The sequence below is a fragment of the Occultella aeris genome, from assembly GCF_902703175.1.
GTDB lineage: Bacteria > Actinomycetota > Actinomycetes > Actinomycetales > Beutenbergiaceae > Occultella > Occultella aeris.
Window position 1 is genome coordinate 26,239 of record NZ_CACRYJ010000029.1, and the last position, 23,085, is coordinate 49,323.

Annotated in this window: 22 protein-coding genes; 17 read left to right on the plus strand and 5 right to left on the minus strand. The window is 70.8% G+C overall.

The features are described 5' to 3' along the window. The first annotated feature begins 183 nt into the window (after nucleotides 1-183). From HALOF300_RS10575 to HALOF300_RS10590, 4 genes are all read left to right on the plus strand, one after another. Nucleotides 184-1,113, plus strand: a complete 930-nt coding sequence (locus tag HALOF300_RS10575) for an NAD(P)-dependent oxidoreductase (protein WP_156740931.1) — start codon at nucleotides 184-186, stop codon at nucleotides 1,111-1,113. A gap of 67 nt (nucleotides 1,114-1,180) precedes the next feature. Then, nucleotides 1,181-2,416 (plus strand): M24 family metallopeptidase, encoded by a 1,236-nt coding sequence (locus tag HALOF300_RS10580; protein WP_231955232.1) that lies wholly within the window; start codon nucleotides 1,181-1,183, stop codon nucleotides 2,414-2,416. Between the two features lie 46 nt (nucleotides 2,417-2,462). Continuing rightward, on the plus strand, nucleotides 2,463-3,920 hold the full coding sequence (locus HALOF300_RS10585; protein ID WP_156740933.1) for an NAD-dependent succinate-semialdehyde dehydrogenase: 1,458 nt from the start codon (nucleotides 2,463-2,465) through the stop codon (nucleotides 3,918-3,920). After that, complete coding sequence (locus HALOF300_RS10590) at nucleotides 3,917-4,957, plus strand: LacI family DNA-binding transcriptional regulator (RefSeq protein ID WP_197522463.1); 1,041 nt, start codon at nucleotides 3,917-3,919, stop codon at nucleotides 4,955-4,957. The genes HALOF300_RS10585 and HALOF300_RS10590 overlap by 4 nt, the downstream gene beginning before the upstream one ends. Here the strand turns inward: HALOF300_RS10590 and HALOF300_RS10595 are convergent. Further along, nucleotides 4,905-6,029, minus strand: a complete 1,125-nt coding sequence (locus HALOF300_RS10595) for an alkene reductase (RefSeq protein WP_156740934.1) — start codon at nucleotides 6,027-6,029, stop codon at nucleotides 4,905-4,907. The genes HALOF300_RS10590 and HALOF300_RS10595 overlap by 53 nt on opposite strands. A 52-nt stretch (nucleotides 6,030-6,081) precedes the next feature. Between HALOF300_RS10595 and HALOF300_RS10600 the strand changes: the two genes are divergently transcribed. After that, nucleotides 6,082-6,459 (plus strand): MerR family transcriptional regulator, encoded by a 378-nt coding sequence (locus tag HALOF300_RS10600; RefSeq protein WP_231955235.1) that lies wholly within the window; start codon nucleotides 6,082-6,084, stop codon nucleotides 6,457-6,459. Here the strand turns inward: HALOF300_RS10600 and HALOF300_RS10605 are convergent. Further along, complete coding sequence (locus tag HALOF300_RS10605) at nucleotides 6,434-7,708, minus strand: MFS transporter (protein WP_156740935.1); 1,275 nt, start codon at nucleotides 7,706-7,708, stop codon at nucleotides 6,434-6,436. The genes HALOF300_RS10600 and HALOF300_RS10605 overlap by 26 nt on opposite strands. A 269-nt stretch (nucleotides 7,709-7,977) precedes the next feature. Here HALOF300_RS10605 and HALOF300_RS10610 point away from each other — a divergent pair, with 269 nt between their 5' ends. The 6 genes from HALOF300_RS10610 to HALOF300_RS10635 are packed head-to-tail and all read left to right on the plus strand — an operon-like array spanning nucleotide 7,978 to nucleotide 13,141. After that, a complete protein-coding gene (locus HALOF300_RS10610) occupies nucleotides 7,978-9,222 on the plus strand; it encodes an amino acid ABC transporter substrate-binding protein (protein ID WP_156740936.1) in 1,245 nt (414 codons plus the stop codon). An 11-nt stretch (nucleotides 9,223-9,233) separates the two neighbouring features. Further along, a complete protein-coding gene (locus HALOF300_RS10615) occupies nucleotides 9,234-10,112 on the plus strand; it encodes a branched-chain amino acid ABC transporter permease (RefSeq protein WP_156740937.1) in 879 nt (292 codons plus the stop codon). Next, nucleotides 10,096-11,175 carry a branched-chain amino acid ABC transporter permease gene (locus HALOF300_RS10620; RefSeq protein WP_231955238.1) on the plus strand — a complete coding sequence of 360 codons (1,080 nt, stop codon included), beginning with the start codon at nucleotides 10,096-10,098 and terminating at the stop codon, nucleotides 11,173-11,175. The genes HALOF300_RS10615 and HALOF300_RS10620 overlap by 17 nt, the downstream gene beginning before the upstream one ends. Next, entirely contained in the window at nucleotides 11,172-11,906 is a 735-nt protein-coding gene (locus tag HALOF300_RS10625; protein WP_156740938.1) for an ABC transporter ATP-binding protein, read from the plus strand. Before HALOF300_RS10620 ends, HALOF300_RS10625 begins: the two co-directional genes overlap by 4 nt. Beyond that, entirely contained in the window at nucleotides 11,896-12,696 is an 801-nt protein-coding gene (locus HALOF300_RS10630; RefSeq protein ID WP_156740939.1) for an ABC transporter ATP-binding protein, read from the plus strand. Before HALOF300_RS10625 ends, HALOF300_RS10630 begins: the two co-directional genes overlap by 11 nt. A 10-nt stretch (nucleotides 12,697-12,706) precedes the next feature. After that, nucleotides 12,707-13,141: a VOC family protein gene (locus tag HALOF300_RS10635; protein ID WP_156740940.1), complete on the plus strand. Its 435-nt coding sequence runs from the start codon at nucleotides 12,707-12,709 to the stop codon at nucleotides 13,139-13,141. Nucleotides 13,142-13,171: 30 nt separating this feature from the next. Here HALOF300_RS10635 and HALOF300_RS10640 read toward each other — a convergent pair whose 3' ends face one another. The 3 genes from HALOF300_RS10640 to HALOF300_RS10650 are packed head-to-tail and all read right to left on the minus strand — an operon-like array spanning nucleotide 13,172 to nucleotide 15,016. After that, nucleotides 13,172-13,777 carry a class I SAM-dependent methyltransferase gene (locus tag HALOF300_RS10640; protein WP_197522465.1) on the minus strand — a complete coding sequence of 202 codons (606 nt, stop codon included), beginning with the start codon at nucleotides 13,775-13,777 and terminating at the stop codon, nucleotides 13,172-13,174. A gap of 3 nt (nucleotides 13,778-13,780) precedes the next feature. Beyond that, entirely contained in the window at nucleotides 13,781-14,443 is a 663-nt protein-coding gene (locus tag HALOF300_RS10645) for a GntR family transcriptional regulator (RefSeq protein WP_156740941.1), read from the minus strand. A gap of 45 nt (nucleotides 14,444-14,488) precedes the next feature. Beyond that, entirely contained in the window at nucleotides 14,489-15,016 is a 528-nt protein-coding gene (locus HALOF300_RS10650; RefSeq protein ID WP_156740942.1) for a VOC family protein, read from the minus strand. A 171-nt stretch (nucleotides 15,017-15,187) separates the two neighbouring features. Between HALOF300_RS10650 and HALOF300_RS10655 the strand changes: the two genes are divergently transcribed. From HALOF300_RS10655 to HALOF300_RS10680, 6 genes are all read left to right on the plus strand, one after another. Next, nucleotides 15,188-17,362 carry an alpha-ketoacid dehydrogenase subunit alpha/beta gene (locus HALOF300_RS10655; protein ID WP_156740943.1) on the plus strand — a complete coding sequence of 725 codons (2,175 nt, stop codon included), beginning with the start codon at nucleotides 15,188-15,190 and terminating at the stop codon, nucleotides 17,360-17,362. Between the two features lie 3 nt (nucleotides 17,363-17,365). After that, entirely contained in the window at nucleotides 17,366-18,730 is a 1,365-nt protein-coding gene (locus tag HALOF300_RS10660; protein ID WP_156740944.1) for a 2-oxo acid dehydrogenase subunit E2, read from the plus strand. Nucleotides 18,731-18,826: 96 nt separating this feature from the next. Continuing rightward, the gene (locus HALOF300_RS10665; protein WP_156740945.1) at nucleotides 18,827-19,519 is read left to right on the plus strand and encodes a hypothetical protein; all 693 of its coding nucleotides are present in this window, start codon (nucleotides 18,827-18,829) and stop codon (nucleotides 19,517-19,519) included. Between the two features lie 2 nt (nucleotides 19,520-19,521). Beyond that, nucleotides 19,522-20,862 (plus strand): helix-turn-helix transcriptional regulator, encoded by a 1,341-nt coding sequence (locus HALOF300_RS27520; RefSeq protein WP_269455279.1) that lies wholly within the window; start codon nucleotides 19,522-19,524, stop codon nucleotides 20,860-20,862. 197 nt (nucleotides 20,863-21,059) lie between these two features. Further along, the gene (locus HALOF300_RS10675) at nucleotides 21,060-21,503 is read left to right on the plus strand and encodes a hypothetical protein (protein ID WP_156740946.1); all 444 of its coding nucleotides are present in this window, start codon (nucleotides 21,060-21,062) and stop codon (nucleotides 21,501-21,503) included. 13 nt (nucleotides 21,504-21,516) lie between these two features. Next, nucleotides 21,517-23,085 (plus strand): HNH endonuclease signature motif containing protein (locus HALOF300_RS10680; protein ID WP_231955240.1); only part of this gene is annotated, 1,569 nt, incomplete at its 3' end.

Below are 23,085 nucleotides of genomic sequence, written 5' to 3' on the forward strand. Positions count from 1 at the left end.
CTGACGCGAGTTGTGGGTCACGTGGGCGCTGACCCGCACTTCGGGTCACTGGAGCCGCGCGGGCGTGCGGACCGCTGGCCCAAAGGCCGCGCCTCGTCGACTGCAATGGATTGCGGCTCTAGTATCTCCATACCCACTCTGGTACTTTCAACACAAGCCAACAAACGATTGCAGGAGACATCGATGTCCCAGGAGACACAAGCGCGGATCGGGTGGATCGGGGCCGGGCGGATGGGCGCGGCCATGGCCCGGCGCCTGCTCGCCGCCGGGCACGACGTTGCCGTGTACAACCGGACCCGGGCCAAGGCCGAGGCGCTGATCGCGGACGGCGCCACCGTCGTCGACCGCCCCGCGGACCTGGCGGACCGGGACGTCGTCTACACGATGGTCTCCACCGGCGCGGACCTGCACGCGGTGCTCTTCGGTGAGGGCGGCCTGTTCGCGGCCGGCGCCGGACCTCGCCTGCTCGTCGACTCCTCGACCGTCGATCCGGACGAGGGCGAGGCGATCCGGACGGAGGTGACCGCGCGCGGCACCCGGATGCTCGCCGCCCCGGTGTCCGGGAACGCGAAGGTCATCGACGCCGGCCGGCTCACCATCGTCACCTCCGGACCTCGCGAGGTCCACGACGAGGTCGAGTCCCAGCTGCAGGCGATCGGCCGCGCCGTCACCTACGTCGGCGAGGGCGAGCGGGCCCGCCTGGTCAAGATCTGCCACAACCTGTTCCTCGGCGTGGTGACCCAGTCCCTGGCGGAGATCACCGTGCTCGCCCAGAAGGGTGGGATCAGCAGGGCCGACTTCCTGGCGTTCCTGAACGACTCGGTGCTGGGCTCGACGTTCACGAAGTACAAGACGCCGGCGTTCGTGAACCTCGACCTGACGCCGACGTTCACCCCGGTGCTGCTGCGCAAGGACTTCGACCTCGGCCTCGCCGCCGGTCGCCGCCTCGACGCACCGATGCCGGTGGCCGCCCTGGTGCACCAGCTCGTCTCCGCCGCCGTTGGGGAGGGACACGTCAGCGAGGACTTCGCGGTCCTGCTGGAGCTCCAGGCCCGGGCAGCCGGCCTCACCCTCGAGCCCGAGGATGCCGCCGTCTCCGACGGCCTCAGCTGACCCCAGCCGAACCGACCCCCTCGCGTACCTGCCAGCAACTGCGAACGGAAGGCCTGACATGGTGACCATGAGCCTGACCCCGTCCCCCGGCCGGATGGCCGTCGACTTCGAGGAGCGGGTCGACTACGACCGGCTGCGCTCCTACCGGCTGGCCCGGGCCCGCGCCGCCCTGGACGCATCGGAACTGGGCGCGTTGCTCGTCTTCGACGTCAATAACATCCGCTACCTCACCTCGACGATGATCGGCGAGTGGGCCAGGGACAAGGTGGCCCGGTACGCGCTGTTGATGCGCGACCGCGAGCCGATCGTCTGGGACTTCGGCTCGGCCGCGCTGCACCACGAGATCTACGCGCCTTGGCTGCAGCCGGGCAACTCCCGGCCGGGCATGCTCGGACTGCGCGGTTCCGTCGCCCCGGACGCCGGGCTGATCGCGCGCGCCGTCGCCGAGATCCGCAGCGAGCTCGCGGCGGCCGGGGTCGCGGACCTGCCGATCGGGGTGGACATCGCCGAGCTGCCGATGGTGCTGGAACTGCAGCGCGTCGGGCTCGACGTCCGGGACGGCCAGCAGGTCATGCTGGACGCACGGCAGATCAAGTCCGCGGACGAGATCGCCCTGCTCAGCACCGCGGCCGCGATGGTGGACGGCGTCTACCAGACGCTGTCCGAGGCCCTCAAGCCCGGCATCCGGGAGAACGAGCTCGTCGCGATCGCGAACAAGCAGCTCTACGACATGGGCTCGGACGACGTGGAGGCGATCAACGCCGTCTCCGGGGAGCGGTGCAACCCGCACCCGCACAACTTCTCCGACCGCCTGATCCGGCCCGGCGACCAGGCGTTCTTCGACATCATCCAGTCCTACATGGGCTACCGGACGTGCTACTACCGCACCTTCGTGGTCGGCCGTGCCACGCAGCCCCAGAAGGACGCCTACACCCAGTGCCGGGAGTGGATCGATGCCGCGATCGACCTGGTCCGGCCCGGCGTGAGCACCGACCAGATCGCCCGGGTCTGGCCGAAGGCCGAGGACTTCGGTTTCGACTCCGAGATGGCCGCCTTCGGCCTGCAGTTCGGGCACGGTCTCGGCCTGGCTCTGCACGAGCGGCCGATCATCTCCCGGCTGAACTCCCTGGAGCACCCGATGGAGCTCCAGGAGGGAATGGTGTTCGCCCTCGAGACGTACTGCCCGGCCTCGGACGGGGTGTCCGCCGCCCGGATCGAGGAGGAGATCGTGGTCACCGCCGACGGCCCCAAGGTCATCACCTTGTTCCCGGCGGACGAACTGTTCGTGACGAACCCATACTGAGGACGAAGACCCACGCACGCCCGCGGACCCGACGGAGGACCGACCGATGCTGACCGACCTGGTGACCGGACTCGAGGTACCCACCGACCTCCTCATCGGCGGGAGGTGGAGCCCCGCCGACGACGCCTCGACGTTCGACGTGATCGACCCCGCCACCGCTGGGGTCATCGCGACAGTCGCGAACGGCACCGTCGCCGACGCCGGCCGGTGCGTGGACGCCGCCGCGGCCGCGGCCGCCGGCTGGGCCGCGACCGCACCCCGGGAACGCTCGAGCATCCTGCGCCGCGCGTTCGACCTGATGACCGACCGCGAGGAGCAGTTCGCCGAACTGATCGTGCGCGAGAACGGCAAGGCGTTCGCCGACGCCCTCGGCGAGGTGCGCTACGCCGCCGAGTTCTTCCGCTGGTACGCCGAGGAGGCGGTGCGCCTGCACGGCGAGCTGACCACCGCGCCGTCGGGCTCGAACCGGATCATGGTGGTCCGCCAGCCGATCGGCATTGCACTGCTGATCACCCCGTGGAACTTCCCGGCGGCGATGGCGACCCGCAAGATCGGCCCGGCGCTCGCGGCCGGGTGCACGGTGATCCTCAAACCCGCCTCGGACACGCCGCTCACGGCGCTCGCCATCGGCGCCCTGCTGGCGCAGGCCGGAGTGCCCGACGGCGTGGTGAACGTGTTGCCTTCGCGCCGTTCCGGCCCCGTTGGGGAGGCGATCCTCGGCGACCCGCGGGTGCGCAAGCTCTCCTTCACCGGCTCCACCGAGGTCGGTCGGTCCCTCCTCCGGGTCGCCGCCGAGCAGGTCATCTCCAGTTCCATGGAGCTCGGTGGGAACGCGCCGTTCCTGGTGTTCGACGACGCGGACCTGGAGGCCGCACTCGACGGCGCCATGGTGGCCAAGATGCGCAACGGCGGCGAGGCCTGCACCGCCGCGAACCGGTTCTACGCGCAGGCGGGGATCGCCGAGGAGTTCACTGAGCGCCTCGCCCAGCGGATGGGCGCGCTCACGGTCGGCCCCGGGATCGACCGGGCCAACGCCGTCGGGCCCTTGGTCAACCAAGCCGCCGTGGACAAGGTGAGCGAACTCGTCGGGGACGCCGTCTCACGCGGTGCCACGGTGAGCACCGGTGGCGGGGCGATCACGGGCGACGGCTACTTCTACGCGCCGACCGTGCTGGCCGGCGTACCGGCCGGATCACAGCTCCTCGACGAGGAGATCTTCGGACCGGTCGCACCCGTGGTGACGTTCGAGACCGAGGCGGAGGCCATCGCCCTGGCGAACTCCACCGAGTTCGGGCTGGTCTCCTACGTCTACACCGGCGACCTCGCCCGCGGGCTTCGGGTCAGCGAGGCCCTGGAGTCTGGCATGGTTGGCCTGAACCGAGGCCTCGTCTCCGATCCGGCGGCCCCGTTCGGTGGGGTGAAGCAGTCCGGTCTTGGGCGCGAGGGAGGTCACGAGGGCATGGTGGAGTACACCGAGTCGAAGTACATCGCGGTGGCTTGGTGAGGCCACCGGGGGCGCGGGGCGCCACCCTCAAAGACGTCGCGGACCGGGTCGGGGTGCATCCGGGCACGGTCTCGCGCGCGCTCAACCCGGCCACCCAGGGCATGGTCAACCCGGACACCGTGCGCAAGGTCCAGCGGGCCGCCAAGGAGCTCGCCTACCGACCGAACCCGATGGCCCGTGGCTTGAAGACCTCACGCAGTATGACCGTCGGCATCATCGTCCCGGACATCACGAACCCGCTGTTCCCGCCCATCGTCAAGGGCGCCGAGGCGGTACTCACCGAGGCCGGGTACACCTGCCTGATCGGCAACACCGACAACGACATCGACCGGGAGCGGGACGTCCTGGAGGCCTTCATCGGTCGCCAGGTGGACGGGCTGATCGTGGCCAGCGCCCAACTGGAGGACGAGGTGCTCCGACATGCGGCAGACGGGGACCGCCCGCTCGTGCTCGTCAACCGACGGGTCGAGGGTGCCCGGATCCCGCTCGTGGTGGGCGACGACGCCGGCGGCATGGAGATGGCCGTTCGGCACCTCGCCGAGCTCGGGCACACCCGGATCGCGCACCTGGCCGGCCCCCAGTTCCTGTCCACCGGCCGAGCGCGCGCGCGGGCGTTCCGGCAGAGCATGCACGAGTTCGGGCTGACCGTGGACCCGAACCTCGTCCTGGAGTGCGCGACCTACTCGGTCGAGGCCGGTGCGGCCGCAGCCGCGGCGCTGTTCGAGGCTACGGACGCTGAGAGTGCGCCGACCGCGATCGCCTGCGGCAACGACCAGATCGCGATCGGCACCTGCGACGTGCTGCGCGAGCGGGGCCTGCGCTGCCCCCAGGACGTCAGCGTGGTGGGGTACAACGACATGCCCTACGTGGACAAGCTCGCCCCGCCGCTGACGACGATCCGGGTGCCGCACGCCCTGCTCGGCGCCGAGGCCGCGCGGATCATGCTGCGCCTGCTCACCGGCGAGGACACCGCGACGTCCGTGATCAGCCTGCCCGTCGAGCTGGTGGTGCGGGGCTCGACGGCGCCGCCGCGCTGACCAGCGTGGGGTAGTCGAGGTAGCCGCGCGGACCCGGCGTGTACAGGTGGGCCTGGTCGATCGGGTTCAGCGGTGCCCGCACCGCGAATCGGGCCGGCAGGTCCGGGTTGGCCAGGAACGCCCGGCCGTAGGAGACCAGGTCCGCGAGCCCGGAACGCAGGGTCTGCTCGCCGGCGTCGCGGGTGGTCTGGTCCCGGTTCTCGCCGACGTTCGCGATCAGGGTGCCGTGCCAGCGCGGGCGCAGGTCCGCCAGGGCAGGGTAGTCGTCGCCGTCGGTGAGGTGCAGGTAGGCCAGGCCGAGGTGGTCCAGCCGGTCCACGAGCGGCCGGTAGACGGGCCCCGGGTCGGCCTCGGTGATCCCGAACTGGGGGTTGCCCGGAGAGAGCCGGATCGCGGTGCGGTCCGCTCCGATGGCGCCGGCGACGGCGGAGGTCACCTCGAGCGGGAACCTCGCCCGGCCCTCGGGTCCGCCACCGTAGTCGTCCGTGCGCAGATTCGTGTTGTCGGCGAGGAACTGGTGGATCAGGTAGTTGTTCGCCCCGTGCAGCTCGACGCCGTCGAAGCCGGCGTCGATCGCGAGCCGGGCCGAGGTGGCGTAGGCGGCCACCGTGTCCGCGATGTCCCGCTCGGACATGACCCGGGGGAGCACCGGCGCCGCCTTGGTGCCGTCCGGCAGGTGCACGGAGGCGGCCGCCGGCACCGCGCTGGGTGCGATCGGCAGTGCTCCGGCCAGCCCGGCCAGCGGGTGTCCGTTGCGGCCGCCGTGCATCAACTGGGCCCAGATCCGACCGCCCCGGGCGTGCACCGCATCGGTGACCCGCCGCCACCCGGCCACGTGCGCGGCGTCGGTCAGTCCCGGCAGCCGCCACCCGCTCTGGCCGCGGCGGTCGGGGTAGATGCCCTCACTGATGATGAGCCCGGCCGACGCGCGCTGGGCGTAGTGCTCGGCGACGATCGGCAGCGGGGTGCCGTCCGCGGCCGCGCGGTAGCGGGTCATCGGCGCCATGACGAGGCGGTTCGGCAGGTTCAGGCGGCCGCGGGAATACGGGCTCAGGAGCAGGTCGTTCGACATGTCGGAACGGTAAGACCTCACACTGGTGTCAGATTCAAGTACGAGGTGGCCGATGGCGGCAGGAGATGTGATGCGGATCGGGGAGTTGGCGCGACGGACCGCGGTCAGTGAGCGGTCGCTTCGGTACTACGAGGAGCAGGGCCTGCTGGCGGCCCGGCGCACCGGGGGTGGGCACCGGGAGTTCACCGAGTCCGCCGTCGACCGGGTGATCCATATCCAGAAGTTGTTCGCCGCCGGGCTGTCCAGCCGGACGATCGCGGACGTACTGCCGTGCATGCGCGACTGTGACGGTGGTCCCGCGGCGGTGGCGACGCCCTCCCTGGTGGAGACCCTGCTCGGCGAGCGGGCCCGGATCGACGCCAGGATCGCGCAGCTCGCGTCGTCCCGGGAAGTTCTCGACGAGGTTATCGAGGCTGCTTCGGGGGCGTGAGGTCGTCGTCCCGGTACGCCCGCCGGGCGGCAGTGACGACCACGGCGAACGGTGCCGTCGCCAGGGCGAAGCCCCACGCGAACGCCTGGTAGTGGCCCCCGGCCACCGCGCCCGACCCGAGGGCGGTCCCGAGTGCGCTGCCCAGGAACAACCCGGATGCGAACAGGCTCACCGCGACCGCCCGCGCCGCTGGGACCACTTCGGTGATCCACTTCTGCATGGTGGAATGCGCGAACGCCCAGGCGGCGGCGAGCAGGGCGCACGCCGCGAAAACACCCGCGGCGCCCTGATCGACGACGAGCGCGGCGAACGCCGCCGTGGCGCTCGCCCCACCCACACCGATCAGGAAGGCCGGGCTACGCCGTCGGGCCTGGCGTTTCACGAGAACCGCGAAGACGACGATGAACGCCCCGTACGCGGCGGTGACGACGCCGGACAGCGCGGTGCTCATCCCGCCGGCCTGCAGCAGCGTCGGCAGGAACGGCAGCGCGCCGAGGAACAGGGCACCTTCGACCGCGACCAGAACGATCACCGCGACCGCCCATCGGCTCGTGACCACCCGACGCACCGAGGCGCCGATCGGCAGTCGCGGTCCGGTCCGCTCCGGCTCGGGCAGCCGCCGCAGGGCCACGACCAAGCCGAGGACGAGCACACCCCCGACGGCGAACGGGAGCCGCCAGTTCATCAGGTCGGCGAGCGCGGCGGCCCCGAGCGTTGCGGCGGCCATGCCGAGCGCCGTGGCGGTCATGATGTCCGCCAGCGGGCCGTGCCGGTCCCGCGACTCGACCGAGTCCCCGACGTACGTCAGCGCCGTCGGCACCGCCGCCGAGAACGCGGCCCCGGCCAACGCCCGCAGCACCATCAGGACCTCGATGGTGGGTGCCGCCGCGGAGGCGAGCGTGGCCAGGCCGCCCAACGCCAGTGCCAACCGGAGCGCGTTCACGCGACCGATCCGGTCCGCGACGAACGCCCAGAGCACCTGCGTGCAGCCGTAGCCGATGAAATAGACGGTCGCCGTGGTCGCGACCGCGGCGACCGTCGTGCCCAGGTCCTCAGCGATCGGCAGCAGCAGTGGCGCGATCAGCATCCGGTCGACCGAGCTCAGGAACGCGGCCGCCAGGAGCAGACGCAGGGAGCGCCCCGGTGCGGTGATAGCGGCCTCGTTTCCGGGTCCTCGCCGACCCCGACGGACTGCAAACGGTTGCTTGAATGTAGGCTCGGGGTGCGCCGTCGTCAAGGCGAGCGGCATTCCGACGTGGCGTACCACGACCTGCCTACGCGAGCGCTGCCGTTGCCATGGCGAGCGTCGACAATCGGCGCGATGTCAGGGGTAACGGCGCTTCGAAGTCGGGTGGCCGATTCATTGACGGATGTCGCCGGGGTCGGATAGCGTCACTCCCAACACATCTGGATCCGCCGCGGCAGCACTGTAGCTAGAACGGCAAACGATTGCAGATGAACCCGCGCTCTCGAGTGCGAAGTACCTCGGTCGATGGCAATGATGCACAGGAGGAACTGATGAGCAGGTGGACCTCACGACGGCGCCGGACCTCGGCGTTGATCGCCGGGATCGGTGCCACGGCGCTGATCCTGAGCGCGTGCAGTGGCGGTGGCGACGAGGGCGACGACGACGGCGAGGGTGGCGACGACCCCATCCTGATCGGGATCTCGCTCCCGCTCACCGGTGACTTCGCCGAACCGGGCCAGGGCGTGCAGCGTGGCTACGAGCTCTGGGCGGAGACGGTCAACGCGAACGGCGGCCTCCTCGGGCGCCAGATCGAGCTGAAGATCGTGGACGACCAGTCCAACGCGGACCGGGTCGTCGCCGACTACGAGGCGTTGATCACCCAGGACGAGGTCGACCTCGTGATCGGTCCGTTCTCGAGCCGCCTCGTGCTCGCCTCGGCCCGCGTGGTCGACGAGTACGGGATGCTCTTCGTCGAGCCCGCCGGTGCCGCCGCGAACATCTTCGAGGCGGGCTACGGCAACCTCTTCTACGCGGCGCCGGCGATCGCCGACGACCACTACAACTACCTCTTCGACTACATCATGGAGATGCCCGAGGACGAACGTCCGCAGACGGCCTCGTACGCCACGATGGACGACCCCCTCGCCCAGGGCGCAGCCTACGGCCTCAAGGACAAGCTCGAGGAGGCCGGCATCACCACGCTCGTCGACGAGGTGTACCCGCCGAACACCACCGACTTCTCCGGGATCGCCGCGGCGCTGGCCGAGGCCGATGCGGACCTGATGGTCGGCGGCACGCAGTACCAGGACGGTGTGAACATGATCGTCGCGGTGCAGCAGCTGAACTACCAGCCGCGGATGGCCGCGTTCACCACGGCGCCGACGCTGCCGGAGTTCGTGGACGCTCTCGGTGCTGGCGTGGAGGGCGTGCTCGCCCCCACCGGATATTCCCCGACGGCGGACTACGCGGGCAACGCCGAGTTCGTCGAGGCGATCGCGGAGCTGTACGACCGCGAGCCCAGCGAGGACGAGGCGAACGCCTACACGGCCGGGCAGGTGGTCCAGGCCGCGGTCGAGGCGGTCGGGTGCGCCGAGCAGGGCGAGTGCCAGCAGGAACTGATCGACTGGCTGCACGCCAACACCGTGCCGACCGTGGTCGGTGACCTCGCCTGGGACGAGGCGGGACGCCCGAACGGCGCCCACTTCATCCAGCAGTACGTGGCCGGCCAGCCGGAGATCGTGCTGCCGGCCGACCAGGCCACGGCCGAGTTCATCAACATCAAGCCGGAATGGTGACCTGAGGCCTCATGTCGCTACTCGTCCAGAGCCTCATTCTCGGGATCCTGCTGGGTGGGCTCTATGCCCTGCTGGCCTCGGGACTGACGCTGTACTTCGGGGTGATGCGGGTGGTGCAGATCGCCCACTCCGCGTTCCTGATCCTCGCGGCCTACCTGGCCTGGTTCTTCGCGACCAGGACCGGGTTGGACGCGCTCCTCTCGCTCGTGATCACGGTGCCGCTGTTCTTCGTCGTCGGAGTCGGCCTGCAGCGGCTGCTGATCACCCGGCTGAAGCCGGCCACGCTCACGATGATGTCGGTGCTGCTCACGTTCGCGATCGCGCTGATCATCGAGGGCATGCTCGGGTTCGTGTTCACGGGCGTGCAGCGCCGGATCCACTTCAGCTACGGCTCGGCGAGCGTGCCCCTGTTCGGGGCCGAGGTGCCGGTGGTCAAGCTCGTCGCGTTCGCGCTGGCCGTGCTCGCGCTCGGAGCGTTGTGGCTGATACTGAAGAAGACCGGGTTCGGCCAGGCGCTGCGGGCCACGATCCAGAACAAGGAGGCGGCGCAGCTGGTCGGCATCAACACCGACCGTGTGGCCAGCTACGGCTTCGGGCTGGGACTGGCGACCGCTGCCGTCGGGGGTACCGCGCTGGCGATGGACGCGACCATCTACCCGTCCCTGCACTGGCACTGGATCGGGCCGCTGATGGCAATCATCGTGGTCGGCGGCCTCGGGTCGGTGCCGGGAGCGGCGATCGCGGCGATGGTCCTCGGGATCTCGCAGTCGCTGCTGCAGATCCCGCTCGGGACCACCTGGGCGCAGACCGTGTTCTACGTGGCGCTGTTCGTGACGTTGATGGTGCGCCCGCAGGGATTCTTCGGAGGTCGCCTTGCGCAACGCTTCTGAGACGCTGGAACTCGAGCGCGCCCTGACCGGGGCCCGCTGGCTGACCGCGGCGAGGGTGATCGCCCTCCTGGCCCTCGCCGCGGTGCTGGTGGTGTTCCCGCAGACCACGAAGGTCGGGTACCTGCTCTCCACCGGCGTGGTGATCCTCAACTACGCGGTGACCGCGACCGGCTGGAACTTCATGGGTGGGTTCACCGGGTACATCTCGCTCGGCCACGCCGCCTACTTCGGCCTCGGCGCCTACGGCACCGGGATCCTCGTGGTGAAGGCCGGTGTCTCGCCGTTCCTCGCCCTCGCCCTGGCGGCGCTGATCGTGGCGGTGATCGCGGTGCCCATCGGGATCGCGGCCCTGCGGGTGCGGGGAGCCTCGTTCGTGATCGTGACGATCGCGTTCGTGCTCATCCTGCTGCTGATGTTCCAGTCGATGGGGTCGATCACGGGCGGTTCCGGTGGGCTCTCGCTGCCGCGGCCGTTCCCGGACCTGATCCGCACCGACCACCACCGGACCTTCTACTACATCTATCTCGGCCTGCTCGCGGTGATGCTCCTCGCCTGGTGGGCCATCGACCGGTCCCGGTTCGGGATGGGTCTGAAGGCGGTCCGCGAGGACGAGGACAAGGCGCGCTCGCTCGGGGTGCCGACGACCGGCGCCAAGCTGGTCGCGTTCATCCTGTCCGCGTTCTTCACCGGTCTCGGCGGTGGGCTCTACGCGCTCTGGTTCGGTGACCTGGACCCGGTGTTCCAGTTCTCGATCATGATGGGCGCGTACATGGTGCTGATGTCGCTGCTCGGGGGCGTCCGGTCCCTGTTCGGCCCGCTCCTCGGCGCCCTGGTGGTCGGCATCGCGATCGAGTTCTTCAAGGCCCAGTACGGGGATACCCAGTTCCACCTGGTCGCGACCGGACTGCTGCTGGCCGTGGTGGTGCTGTTCATGCCGGAGGGTGTGATCCCGGCGGTGAAGGGCCTGTTCGCCCGGTTCGGGCCGCAGGCCTCCTCGATCCGGGAGATCAGCGCGGCGGACCTGGCCGCCGAGCGGGACGCCGAGGAGGCGAGCAAGCCATGACCGTCACTCTCGAGGTCGCGAACCTGAGCAAGTCCTTCGGCGGCGTGCACGCCGTGGTCGACGCCAGCGTGTCCTTCCAGCCCGGCAAGGTGAACGCCATCATCGGGCCGAACGGCTCCGGCAAGACCACCTTCTTCAACTGTGTGACCGGGATGATCCGCGCCGATGCCGGCACGGTGACGCTGGCCGGCCACGACGTGACCAGATCGTCCCCGGACCGGATCGCCCGGCTCGGACTCGGCCGCAGTTTCCAGGTGTGCCGGATCTTCCCGCGGATGACCGTGCTGGAAAACCTGCTCGTCGCGGTGAAGAACCCCTCCCTGACCGGCGCCCTGGGCTCCGCGAAGAACCCGACGGCGATCGCGGCGGCCCGGGTGTGGCTGCGGCGGGTCGGCATCGATCACCTCGAGCACGCCGAGGCGCGCAACCTCTCCTACGGGCAGCAGAAGCTGCTGGAGCTCGCGGGCGTCCTGATGGGCGACCCCGAGATCATCATGCTGGACGAGCCCGCCGGTGGCGTGAACCCCGCCCTCATCGGGCGGATCTCGGCACTGATCCGGGAGCTGAATGCCGAGGGGCGCACCTTCGTGGTCGTCGAACACAACATGGAGCTGGTGATGAGCCTGTCCGATCACGTGGTTGTCTTCGACCGAGGCCGGCCGATCGCCGAGGGCGACCCGGCCCACGTCCAGGCGGACCCGCGAGTGCTGGAGGCCTACCTTGGCGTCTGAACAGCCCACGTCGCCGGCACCAGAGCCTGGGTCCGGGACCACGCGTGCGACCGGGGCCGCGAACCTGCTCGAGCTGAACGGGATCGAGGCCGGGTACGGCCGCGCCGCCCTCGTCCTGCGCGGCCTGACGGTCAAGGTCCCACCGCGCACGATCGTGTGCCTCGTCGGGCCGAACGGCGCCGGCAAGTCCACCGTGCTGCGGGTCGCGAGCGGCATGCTCACCCCGCGCGCCGGACAGGTCCTGGTCGACGGCGTCGACGTCACCCGGCAAGGGCCCCAGGAGCGGCTCGCCAGTGGCCTGGCCCATGTGCTCCAGGGACACAGTGTGTTCCCCGAGATGACGGTCGAGGAGAACATCCGCCTCGGTGCCTACTCGGTCAAGGACCGGGCTCTGATCGCGGAGCGGACCGCGTTCGTGAAGGACCTGTTCCCCGTGGTGGGGGAGCGGTGGTCCTCGCTCGCGGGGCTGCTCTCCGGCGGCCAGCAGAAGCAGGTGGAGTTCGCCCGCTCGCTCATGGTGGACCCGAAGGTGGTGTTGCTCGACGAGCCGTCGATGGGCCTGGACCCGAAGACGACCGCAGCCGTGTTCGAGCAGATCGTCACGATGCGTGATGCGGGTACCGCGGTGCTGCTGGTCGAGCAGAACGCCCGGCGGGCCCTGGAGACGGCGGACATCGGCTGTGTGCTCGACCTCGGCCGGCTGCACATCACCGGTCCGGCCGCGGACCTGCTCGCGGACCCGGAGCTGTCCGCCTTGTATCTGGGCGGGCGCCCGCACGAGCGGACGTAGCCTGCGAACGTTGACGGCCCGCTCCGAGGATTGCTTGACTCGGTCGATGAGCGTGAGTCAGATCAACCTTGTGGTCTCGGACCTTGAGCGCAGTCGCGCCTTCTACGAGGCCGTGGGCTGCCGGCTACGACCGATCATGTTGCCGGGCAACGAGGCACCGGGCGCCTGGGCGGCGACGACCGGCTTCGCTCCGGTCTGCCTGCACGGGACGGAGTTCGCTGCCTGGTGGGATTCTTCCGCTCCTGCCGCAGCGGCGGGCTCTGCCACGCTCGACGTCACCATCGATGCCAGGCCCGGTGCGGTGGCGTTCGTCGAGACCATCAGGTCGCACGGAGGTCGAGTGGTCCAGGAACTCGCCGACATGCCCTGGGGGCAGTCGTATGCGGTCGTGGCAGACCCCGATGGCTATCGGTGGGGAATCAGATCCGCCCTGTCGACCGAGTGACGGCTCTGCGCCGACTCGACTGGCGGCGGCTCAGCCCTTGCTGAGCACCGCCACGACGAAGTCCGAGTCCGGCGCGAACGGGCGCAGGTCCCACGTGGAGAACATGGTGTCCACAGTCAGCCCGGCGGTCGCGGCGTCGGCGAGGAACGTCTCGAACTCATAGCCTCGCCCGGCGCCGAAACCGACCACGGCACGACCGCCGTCGTTCAGGTGCTCGCGGAACCGGCGCAGCACCTCCACCTCCGTGCCCGTGGCGAGGAACGTCATCACGTTGCCCGCGCAGACGATCACGTCGAAGCCTTCGGCGACCCCCGCCGTCGGGAGGTCGAGTTCGGCGAGGTCGCCGACGAGCCACGTCGGGCCCGGGTGATCGGTCCGGGCGGCCTCGATGAGCACCTGGTCGACGTCCACGCCGACGACCTCGTGGCCGGCCCCGGCCAGGAAGGCGCCGACCCGGCCCGGCCCGCAGCCGGCGTCCAGGACCCGCGCCCCGCGCGGCAGCATGGCGTCGATCAGCCGCGCCTCACCGGCAAGGTCTGCGCCGTCCGCAGCCATGGTCCGGAACCGCTGCACGTACCAGTGCGAGTGCTCGGGGTTCTGGCTGACCTTCTGTTCCCACTTGCTCGGCGTGCGCACGCCTCATGCTACGTCGAAGAGCTCCGGGTGCTCGGCCAGCGCCTTGCGGGTCCGGCGGATGTGCAGGGCCGCCAGCGCCTCGGCGTCCTGGGGGTCGCGGCGGCTGATCGCGTCGACCATCAGGTGGTGCTCGTGATGGGTGAGGTGGCTGTGTTGGATGTCCACGTGGATGGCGAACGCCCGCCGGTAGTGCTGGGTGGTGTTCCAGAGCCGGCGGACCTGGGCCGCGAGCGACTCCGAGACCGCGCCACTGAAGGACAGCATGTGGAACTGCCGGTCCAGCACCAGGAACGTCTCCAGGTCCGCGAACTCCATGGCGTCGGCGAGCCGGTCCAGCTCGGACACGGCGGGCTCGGTCAAGGACGGGATGGACTCCGCCAGCAGCAGCGGCTCCAGACGCTCGCGGATCAGGTACGCCTCGGTGCACTCGGTCAGGCTCAGCCTGGCGACCCATGCGCCGGTGTTCGCGACCAGGCGCACCAGACCCTCGGCCTCGAGCAGTCGCAGGGCCTCGCGGACCGGGAGCCGGCTCGCCCCGAACCTCTCGGCGAGGTCCTCCTGGCGGATCCGTGCGCCCGGTTCGAGGTCGCCGGCCAGGATCTGTGCGCGCAGGCCCGCGACGATGCGCTGGGACGCGAGGGCGTCCGCCCGTGGGATGCTCGCCACGCCGCTCCCTTCTCGGTGCTGCTCGGTCGGCCCGGTCCGATCGGGTCAGTCGTTCGGATGTGCCGGGTGCCAAAGTAGCGTCGTCGCCGACTTTTCGTACTCCTTGCCGTTCGGGTAGCTCACGAGTTCGAACTGCATGTCCCAGGGGGACAGGAAGTAGACCCAGCGCTGCCCGGTGTTGTGTCGCGAGCTCGCGGTCGGCTCGCCGAGCACCCGGATGCCCTGCTCGCGCAGGTAGGCGACAGCGGCGTCCAGGTCCTCGACGTAGAACGCGAGGTGGTGCCCGCCGATGTCGCTGTTGCGGGGTTGCGGTGCCGCCGGGGTGGGCGGGTCGTAGGAGAAGACCTCGAAGTTCGGCCCGGTGCGGCACCGGAAGAACCGGTTCTCGCGCATGACGGTGCGTGGCTCCACGTTCAGGTGGTCGGCCATCCAGTCGCCGTCGGGGTCCTCGAACGGGCCGAGCGAGTAGAGCCACTCGCAGCCGATCACGTCCACGAAGAACCGGGTGGCCTCGTCCAGATCCGGGACGGTGAAGCCGACGTGCTCGGTGCCGACGAGCCCGGGTAGTGCCATGGGAGCCTCCTGTCCACACTGAGAGCGCTAGTTCGCCCAAATGTATCCATACGAAACACAACTGGCTAGGTTTGCGTAACATCCGCCGTCGTTCATCTTGTTATTGGATCCAATAGGGCCATATCCTGAGGCAGCTCACTCGTTCAACGCCGCCGTCGAAGGAGAACTGCGATGCCGCAGGTCAATACGCTCACCCCCTCGGTCCCGTGGGTCGAGGTGCGGAGCACGCCGCAGGACTGGGATGAGGCGGACCCGGCGCTGCTCGCGGCGATGCTCGGCCAGCTGCACCTGATCCGGGCGTTCGAGGAGACCGTGCTGGAACTCGCCGGCGCGGGCCTCGTGCATGGCCCGGCGCACTCCAGCATCGGGCAGGAGGGCGGCGCCGTCGGATCCATCGTCGGGCTGCGCTCCTCGGACGGGGTCAACGGGTCCCACCGCGGCCACCACCAGTTCCTCGCGAAAGCGATCTCACACGTGAGCCCGAGCATCGACCTCACCGCGCTCGTCACCGCGGACATCCGCACCGTGCTGAGCCGCACCCTCGCGGAGATCCTCGGCCTCGCCCCTGGTTTCTGCAGCGGCCGCGGTGGGTCGATGCACCTGCAGTGGCACGAGGCCGGTGCGCTCGGCACGAACGCGATCGTCGGCGGGGGAGTGCCGTTCGCCGCAGGCAACGCCTGGGCGCAGCGGCACGCCGGCACCGATGACGTGACGATCTCCTACTTCGGCGACGGCGCCGTGAACATCGGGTCGGTGCTGGAGTCGATGAACCTCACCGCGGCCTGGGACCTGCCGCTGTGCTTCTTCATCGAGAACAACCTCTACGCGGTGTCGACGAGCGTCGCCGAGGCGACCGGCGAGCCACGGCTGTCCGGGCGCGGGCCCGGCTTCGGGATCCCCGCCTGGCGGGTGGACGGGATGGACCCGCTCGCGGTGCACCTCGCCACCACGCAGGCCCTCGCGCACCTGCGCGCGGGCAACGGGCCGGCCGTGATCGAGGCGGAGGTCTACCGGTTCTTCCACCAGAACGGCCCCTACCCGGGCAGCGCGTTCGGCTACCGCAGCAAGGACGAGGAAGCCGCCTGGCGCGCGCGGGACCCGCTCGCGCGGGTGGCCTCCGAGATGGCCGCCCGCGGTCTGCTCACCGACGACGCCGCGGTGCGCGAACAGGCCTCCGGGGTGATGGCCGAGGTCGCCGCCGAGCTGATCGAGGCGGACCCGGACGGCAAGCCCGGCAGCCGCCGGATCCGGCCCGGGCTGTGGCCGGAGCGCACCTTCGTGGACGTCGGGGTCCGCGGCGACGCCCGTGAGCTCGAGGGCGGTCGGACGTTGGAGCCGGCCGAGTACACCGGAGAACTCGCCGAGCGCAGCCTCGTCGAGTGCGCGGCCGCCGTCATGGGCCGCCGCATGGAGACCGACGAGCGGTACGTGGTGCTCGGCGAGGACGTGCACAAGCTCGCCGGTGGCACGAACGGGGTCACCAAGGGCTTGCCGGCGCGCTTCCCGGGACGGATCCTCGGCACCCCGATCTCGGAGAACGCGTTCGCCGGGCTCGGCGGCGGCATCGCCCTGGATGGCCGGTTCCGCCCGGTGGTCGAGTTCATGTACCCGGACTTCATGTGGGTGGCGGCCGATCAGGTCTTCAACCAGATCGGCAAGGCGCGGCACATGTTCGGCGGCACCAGCGCGGTGCCACTGGTGCTGCGCACGAAGGTCGCCGCGGGCAGCGGCTACGGCTCCCAGCACTCGATGGACCCGGCCGGGATCTTCGCGACCAGCCCCGGCTGGCGGATCGTGGCGCCGTCCACCCCGTTCGACTACATCGGCCTCATGAACACCGCGCTGGCGCTCGATGACCCGGTGCTCGTCCTGGAGCACGTGGACCTGTACCAGACCACCGGCCCGGTGCCCGTCGACGACCTCGACTACCGCATCGAGCTCGGCCGGGCGTCGGTGCGTAGGCGGGGCGGTGCGCTTACCGTGCTGAGCTATCTGAGCATGGTCAACCACGCACTCGAGGCGGTCGAGCAGCACGGCATCGACGCCGAGGTGATCGACCTGCGCTGGCTCGACCGGGCGAGCCTGGACTGGGAGACGGTCGGCGAATCGATCCGCAAGACGAACACGGTGCTGATCGTCGAGCAGGGCGCGGTCGGCACGTCCTACGGCGGGTGGCTGTCGGACGAGATCAACCGGCGGTTCTTCGACTGGCTCGACCAGCCCGTGCAGCGCGTGCACGGGTCGGAGGCGTCCCCGAGCATCTCCAAGGTCCTCGAACGTGCCGCGATCGCCCGCACCGACGAGGTGCTCGCCGCCCTCGAGCGCGTCGCGACGATGGAGGTGTGAGCGATGCCCACCATCGTTCGGATGCCGGAGGTTCTCGCGAATGCCACCGAGGGGGTACTGGCGACCTGGCTGGTCGCGGAGGGCGCGAGCGTGCGCGTCGGCCAGCCGCTCGCCGAGATCGAGACCGAGAAGGCCGTGGTGGAGTACCAGGCCGAGTCCGACGGCGTCCTCGGGCGCCGGCTCGTGGCCGCCGGCGCGACGGTCGACGTCGGCGCACCCATCGCGGTGCTGCTCGCCCCCGGCGAGGACGACGCCGTGTTGGCGGCGTTCCTCGCGCAGGTGGGGCAGGAGGACCCGACGCCCGACGGCGGAGCGGGCCCGGCTGGTGAGGTCGCCGTCGATGGTGGATCGGGTGGTGGCGCGGGGCCCGACGGCGGAGTGGACTCGGGCGGTCGGGTCGCCGTAGGTGGTGGGTCGGGTGCCGCGCCGAACGCGCGCGACGATGCCCCGGCCGCGGGCGAGCTCGCCACCCGGGGCGGGCGGATCTTCGCGAGCCCACTCGCCCGCAAGCTGGCCCGGGACCGAGGCCTCGACCTGGCCTCGTTGCGCGGCTCGGGGCCGCGCGGGCGCATCGTGCGCAGGGACGTCGAGGCCGCCGCGAGCGCGGCAGACACCACGGACACCACGGACACCGTCCGGGATCAGCCGGCGACCGCCGTCGGGCAGGACCGGTCGGCGAAAGCCGCCGTTGCCTTCACCGACGTCCCGCACACCCGGATGCGGCGCGCCATCGCCCGCCGACTGACGGAGTCCAAGGCGACCGTGCCGCATTACTACCTGTCCGCGGAGATCCGCGTCGACGCCCTGCTGGACCTGCGCCGTCGGATCAACGCCGACGGCGGCCGGCGCGTCTCCGTGAACGACCTCGTGGTCCGAGCGGTCGCCGCCGCGCACGAACGGGTGCCGAACCTGAACGCCAGCTGGACCGACGATGCGGTCCGCCACTTCACGGGGGTGGATGTCGCCGTCGCCGTTTCCACCGACCACGGGCTGTACACGCCGGTGGTCCGGGGCGTGGAGCGGATGCGCCTGCGTGAGCTCAGCGAGGCGATCGCCGACCTCGCCGCGCGGGCGCGCGAGAGACGGCTGCGCCAGGACGAACTCGAGGGCGGCTCGTTCACCGTCTCCAACCTCGGTGCCCACGGCGTGCGGGAGTTCGCGGCGATCATCAACCCGCCGCACGCGGGGATCCTCGCCGTCGGCGCGGCCGAGCAGCGGCCGGTCGTCACCGACGGTGCCCTCGCGATCGCCACCGTGATGACCTGCACATTGTCCGCGGACCACCGGATCGCCGACGGCGTCGTGGCAGCGCAGTGGCTCGCGGCGTTCACGCGGGTCGTCGAGGAGCCGGTGTCCATGCTCGTCTGATCCTGGGTCCGTGCCCGCACGGAATCGGGCGATCCGAGCATGTTCCGGTGGTGGCACGGATGCCTCGGCCGGGCCGCTCTCCGTACGTTCCGGGGCATGAACATCACCACGCTGAAGCCCAAGGTTCCAATCGCCCCCGTCGGCCTGTCCAGGACGACCCGTCTCGCCCTGGCCGCCGTCGCTGCGCTCGGCCCGGCTTGCATGGCCGGCTGGGCACTGACCTCCTCCTACGCGGTCGCCGACTCGATCCCCACCTCGGCCGCGAAGATCATGGCCGATCCCGCCGGTGCGCAACTCAGCGTGCTGCTGCTTTTCCTCGCAGGCCTCCTCGGGGCCGCGGGTGCACTCGTGGTCGGCGCGGCCGTCCGGCGTGGCGCACCTCGGTTCGGGGGCGCCGCGGCCGCGATCGCGTTCGTCGGGTTCGTCGTCGCGACCTATCCCGGACCTGTCGCCGCGATCTCGGTCGCGCCGGCCGCCGGCCTCGACGATGCCCAGGTGCTGAGCCTGATCGCGGCATACGACGCCCAACCGCTCGCGATGCTGGCGGGCGCGCTGTTCGTCTGTCTGCCTGCCGGCGTCCTGCTGCTCGGCATCGCCGCCGTCCTCGCCGCGCGCCGGGGCACCTGCCCGGTGTGGGTCGCGGTGCTGCTGATGGCGTCCACACCGGTCATCGTGATCGGCGGTCTCATCTCGGCCCTCGCCATGGGGATCGGCTGGTTGGTCGCCTCGGTGGCGTTCGGTGCCGCGGCCTGGGTCTATGCGACGGCCGGTGACCGGACCACAATGTGATCGTGACCGCGGCGGTCGGTACTCGCAGTCTCCGGGACCTGGGCCCGTTCTGGGCGTGGGTCCCGGGCTGCCTGCTGCCGCTCTCCTTCGCGGCCGTGGCCTACGCGACCGCACCGGCCCGGGGGATCGATCCGGTCAGCCCCACCCTGTTCGTCGTGGGCGTCGGCGCCGTGACCGCCGTGGTGCTGATGTCGGGGTTGGTGCTGCACGGCACAGGGCACCATCGGGTGGCGCGCTGGGTCGCCGCTCTGGCGCTGTCGCTGGCCGCCTATGCCGCGGTCGCCGGGCTCGCGACGGTGCACGCGTCGTCGTGGGTGGTCGCCTGGGAGGGCGCGTGGTTCATCATCCCGGTGACGTTGTGCAGCATCTGTTGCCTCGTAGCGGCCGAGGAACTGCTCGAAGCCCCGGGATCCTTGCGCTGGGGAGGCATCGTGCCCGTGGCGCTGGCGGTCTGCGGCCTGGTCACCGGGTTCGGGGTGCTCACGTACGAGCCCGACTATGCGGCGTCTGCGCCGCTGGGGCGGACCGTGCTGGGGTCTCCCGCGGCCGATGCGATCTTCGGCCTGAGCACGCTCGGGTGGATGGTGTCGGCGGCGCTCGCGCCGACGCTCGTGTTCCGCGCCGCCGGTCGATCCGTGGGACTGCGCCGCGGCCGCCTGACCATCGCGGCCATCGCCGCCGCGACGCCGCTATTGACGCTCGCCACCTGTGTACTGCTGTCGATCGGGTCCGCGGCGAGCCTGCTGGAGGACGCGATCGCGACCGCCGCGCTGGCCGTGGCGTTCTGCCTCCCGCCCGTCATCGTGGCCCCCGGGCTGGCGGTCGCTTGCGCAGCCCGGGACGATGGCGTCACCGGCACGATCGGTCGGGCCGCACAGTGGGTGCTGCGTGCGCTGTGGGTCACGATCACCGCGCAGTTGGCGGCGGTGCTTGCCGCCTTGCTGGCGGTCGGCGCCGGGACACCGAGTGCGCTCGCGGCCAGCACGGTCGCGGTGGTGCTGTGCGTCGTGTTCGTGGCTGGGTACCGGCCGGTCGAGGCGCGGGTCGCCCGATTCATGGCGGCGCCCGGTCCGGATGCCCCGGAGAACGAGGCGGTGGGTGCCGCACCGTTGGAGGGGACGCTGAGTCCGCGGGAGCAGGAGGTGCTCAGGCTCATCGCCGTGGGGCAGAGCAACGCCGCGATCGCCGCCACGCTGGTGGTCTCGGAGCGCACCGTCGACACCCACGTGTCGTCGATATTCAACAAGCTCGGGCTCGGCCGGGACGCTGGCACGAATCGACGCGTGCAGGCCGCGGCGACCTGGATCCAGGCCGACCTCGAGCAGCGGCGTCAGGTCAGCTGATCGACACTGCGTGGCGAGGTTTGCTCGCTTCCATCGACTCTTCGCATTCTCGGAATCACAGGGTTTCGGGGATAGACACAAGCCCGCGGACGACCTCTCAATCCTCAGAGATCACAACGCGTCCCGGTCGGTGGTTCGGGTCGCCCACGGGCTCGGTGCCAATCCAAATGTCGGTGGTCGGTCATAGTGTTCTGGGTATGGCGCAGGAGCTGGTGAGCGGTGCGGCCCGGGGTGAGGACGAGGGGTCCTCGCGGGTGCAGTTCTGGCCTGCCGGACCGGGCTCGGTCCGGGTGCTGTTGGCCTCGCAGCGGTCCGGGCTGGAGGCGGCACTGTCGGCGATGGTGGCCGTGTGGGAGGCGTTGCCCGAGGCGGCCCGGTTGGCGCAGATGCTCCCGACGCCGGCGCTGATGACGCGCATCCAAGCCTTGGACCTGGATGAGGTCGATGATGCGACGTTGGTGGAGGTCGCGGCGGCTGCGCGGCGGGTGCAGGCGGCTGCGCAGGAGACGTTGACGAGGGCGGCGGCGATCCTGGCGGAGCGGTCGGCGATGAACCAGCCCGCCCTTGCTCTGGTCACCGGTGGGGAGGCGTGCACCGCTGGTGATGAGCTTTCGATCCGATTTGACCGCGCCGAGGTATGAGTGTTTGTCGCTGGTGCGGCAGGGCATCATGCTCACCACGATCCTGGCGAAGACCGGGACCGCGTTGCGGCTGGGCCGCATCGATGTGGCGAAGGCCAAGGTGATGGTCGACGCGTTGTATGAGGTGCCGTGGCAGGCCGCGATGGCGGTCGAGGACCTGGTGTTGCCCAGGGCGGCGGGTCGGACGCCGCAGCAGTTGCGGCGTGATATTTCGAAGGCGTTGATCAGTGTCGACCCCGATGGCGCGCATGAGCGCGCCCAGCGTAAGGCGCGTGGCCGGAAGGTCACCCGGCCCCGGGCGTTGCCCGATGGGGCGGCGTCGATGTGGATCGAGGGGCCTGCTCCGGAGGTGTTGGCGTTGGATGTCGCGCTGGACGCCGCGGCCCGGGCCGCGAAGGCCGATGGTGATGACCGGACCCTGGATCAGTTGCGGTTCGATGCCCTCGCCGGGGTCGGTTCCCAGGCGTTGGCCACGGGTGAGTTCCCCGACGGCACACCCCTGGCCGGCACGGTGGGTGGGCGGCGGCCGGAGATCCAGGTGATCGTCGCGATCGAGCACCTGCTGCCCCCGGACCTCCTCGCAGACGGGGACACGGTCACGGTTACGGGCCAGAACTCTGCCCCGGACACCCCAGCCGGGGTGGCTACCCCACCCGCAGGGCAGACTCCGGCTGCGGGGCAGGCTCCGGCTGCGGGGCAGACTCCGGCTGCTGGGCAGACTCCGCCCGGTTCGGGTACCCCTGTCGGTTCGGGTATCCCTACCGGTTCGGGTGGCCCTGACTCGCCGCGCGCTCGGGCGGGATCTGGTGGCCCGTCTGGGGCCGTGACCGGAGCGGGCTCCGGTGACCCAGCTGCGGCCGGGCCCGACGGCGGCCCGGGTGGTCTAGCCGGGTCGGGCGCGCCCTCTGCCGCACCGACCGCGGCCGACCCGTCGGTGCGGGGTCGGTGTCGGGATCCGTTGTGTCCGAACTCCGCCACGCCCCGCCAGCACGGGGCTGGGACCGGTGTGGCGGCGTCGGATCCGCATCCGGATCATCCGGATCCGCCGACCCGGTCGATCGATCCGGAGTCGGTGCCGATCCTGACCGGGTACGGGCCGATCACCCCGGCCACGGCGCGGGCGATCGCGGCGGGTGGGATCTGGCGGCGCCTGGTCACCGACCCGCTCTCGGAGGCGGTGCTGGATCTGGGGCATACCCGGTACCGGCCGACCCAGGAGTTGGCCGAGCACATCGTGGCCCGGGACCGCACCTGCGTGCGGCCCGGTTGCTCGTGCCCCGCGGGAGGGTGCCAGTTGGATCACAACGTGCCCTGGGTCGATGCCCCGGATGGGTCCGACGAGCCCGGCGACCCCTCCGGTGGGCGGACCTCGGCGGACAACCTGTCTCCGCTATGCGGCCGGGACCACAACCTCAAGACCCACGGCGACTTCGACGTCGAGCAGACCGAACCCGGCGTGTTCGAGTGGACCACCCCGGCCGGGCTGCGCTACCGCCGCGAACGCGACGAGACCACGACCTTCCTCGGCCACATCATCAACGGCACCCTCCACCCACCCCGGCCACCCGACGCACCACCACCC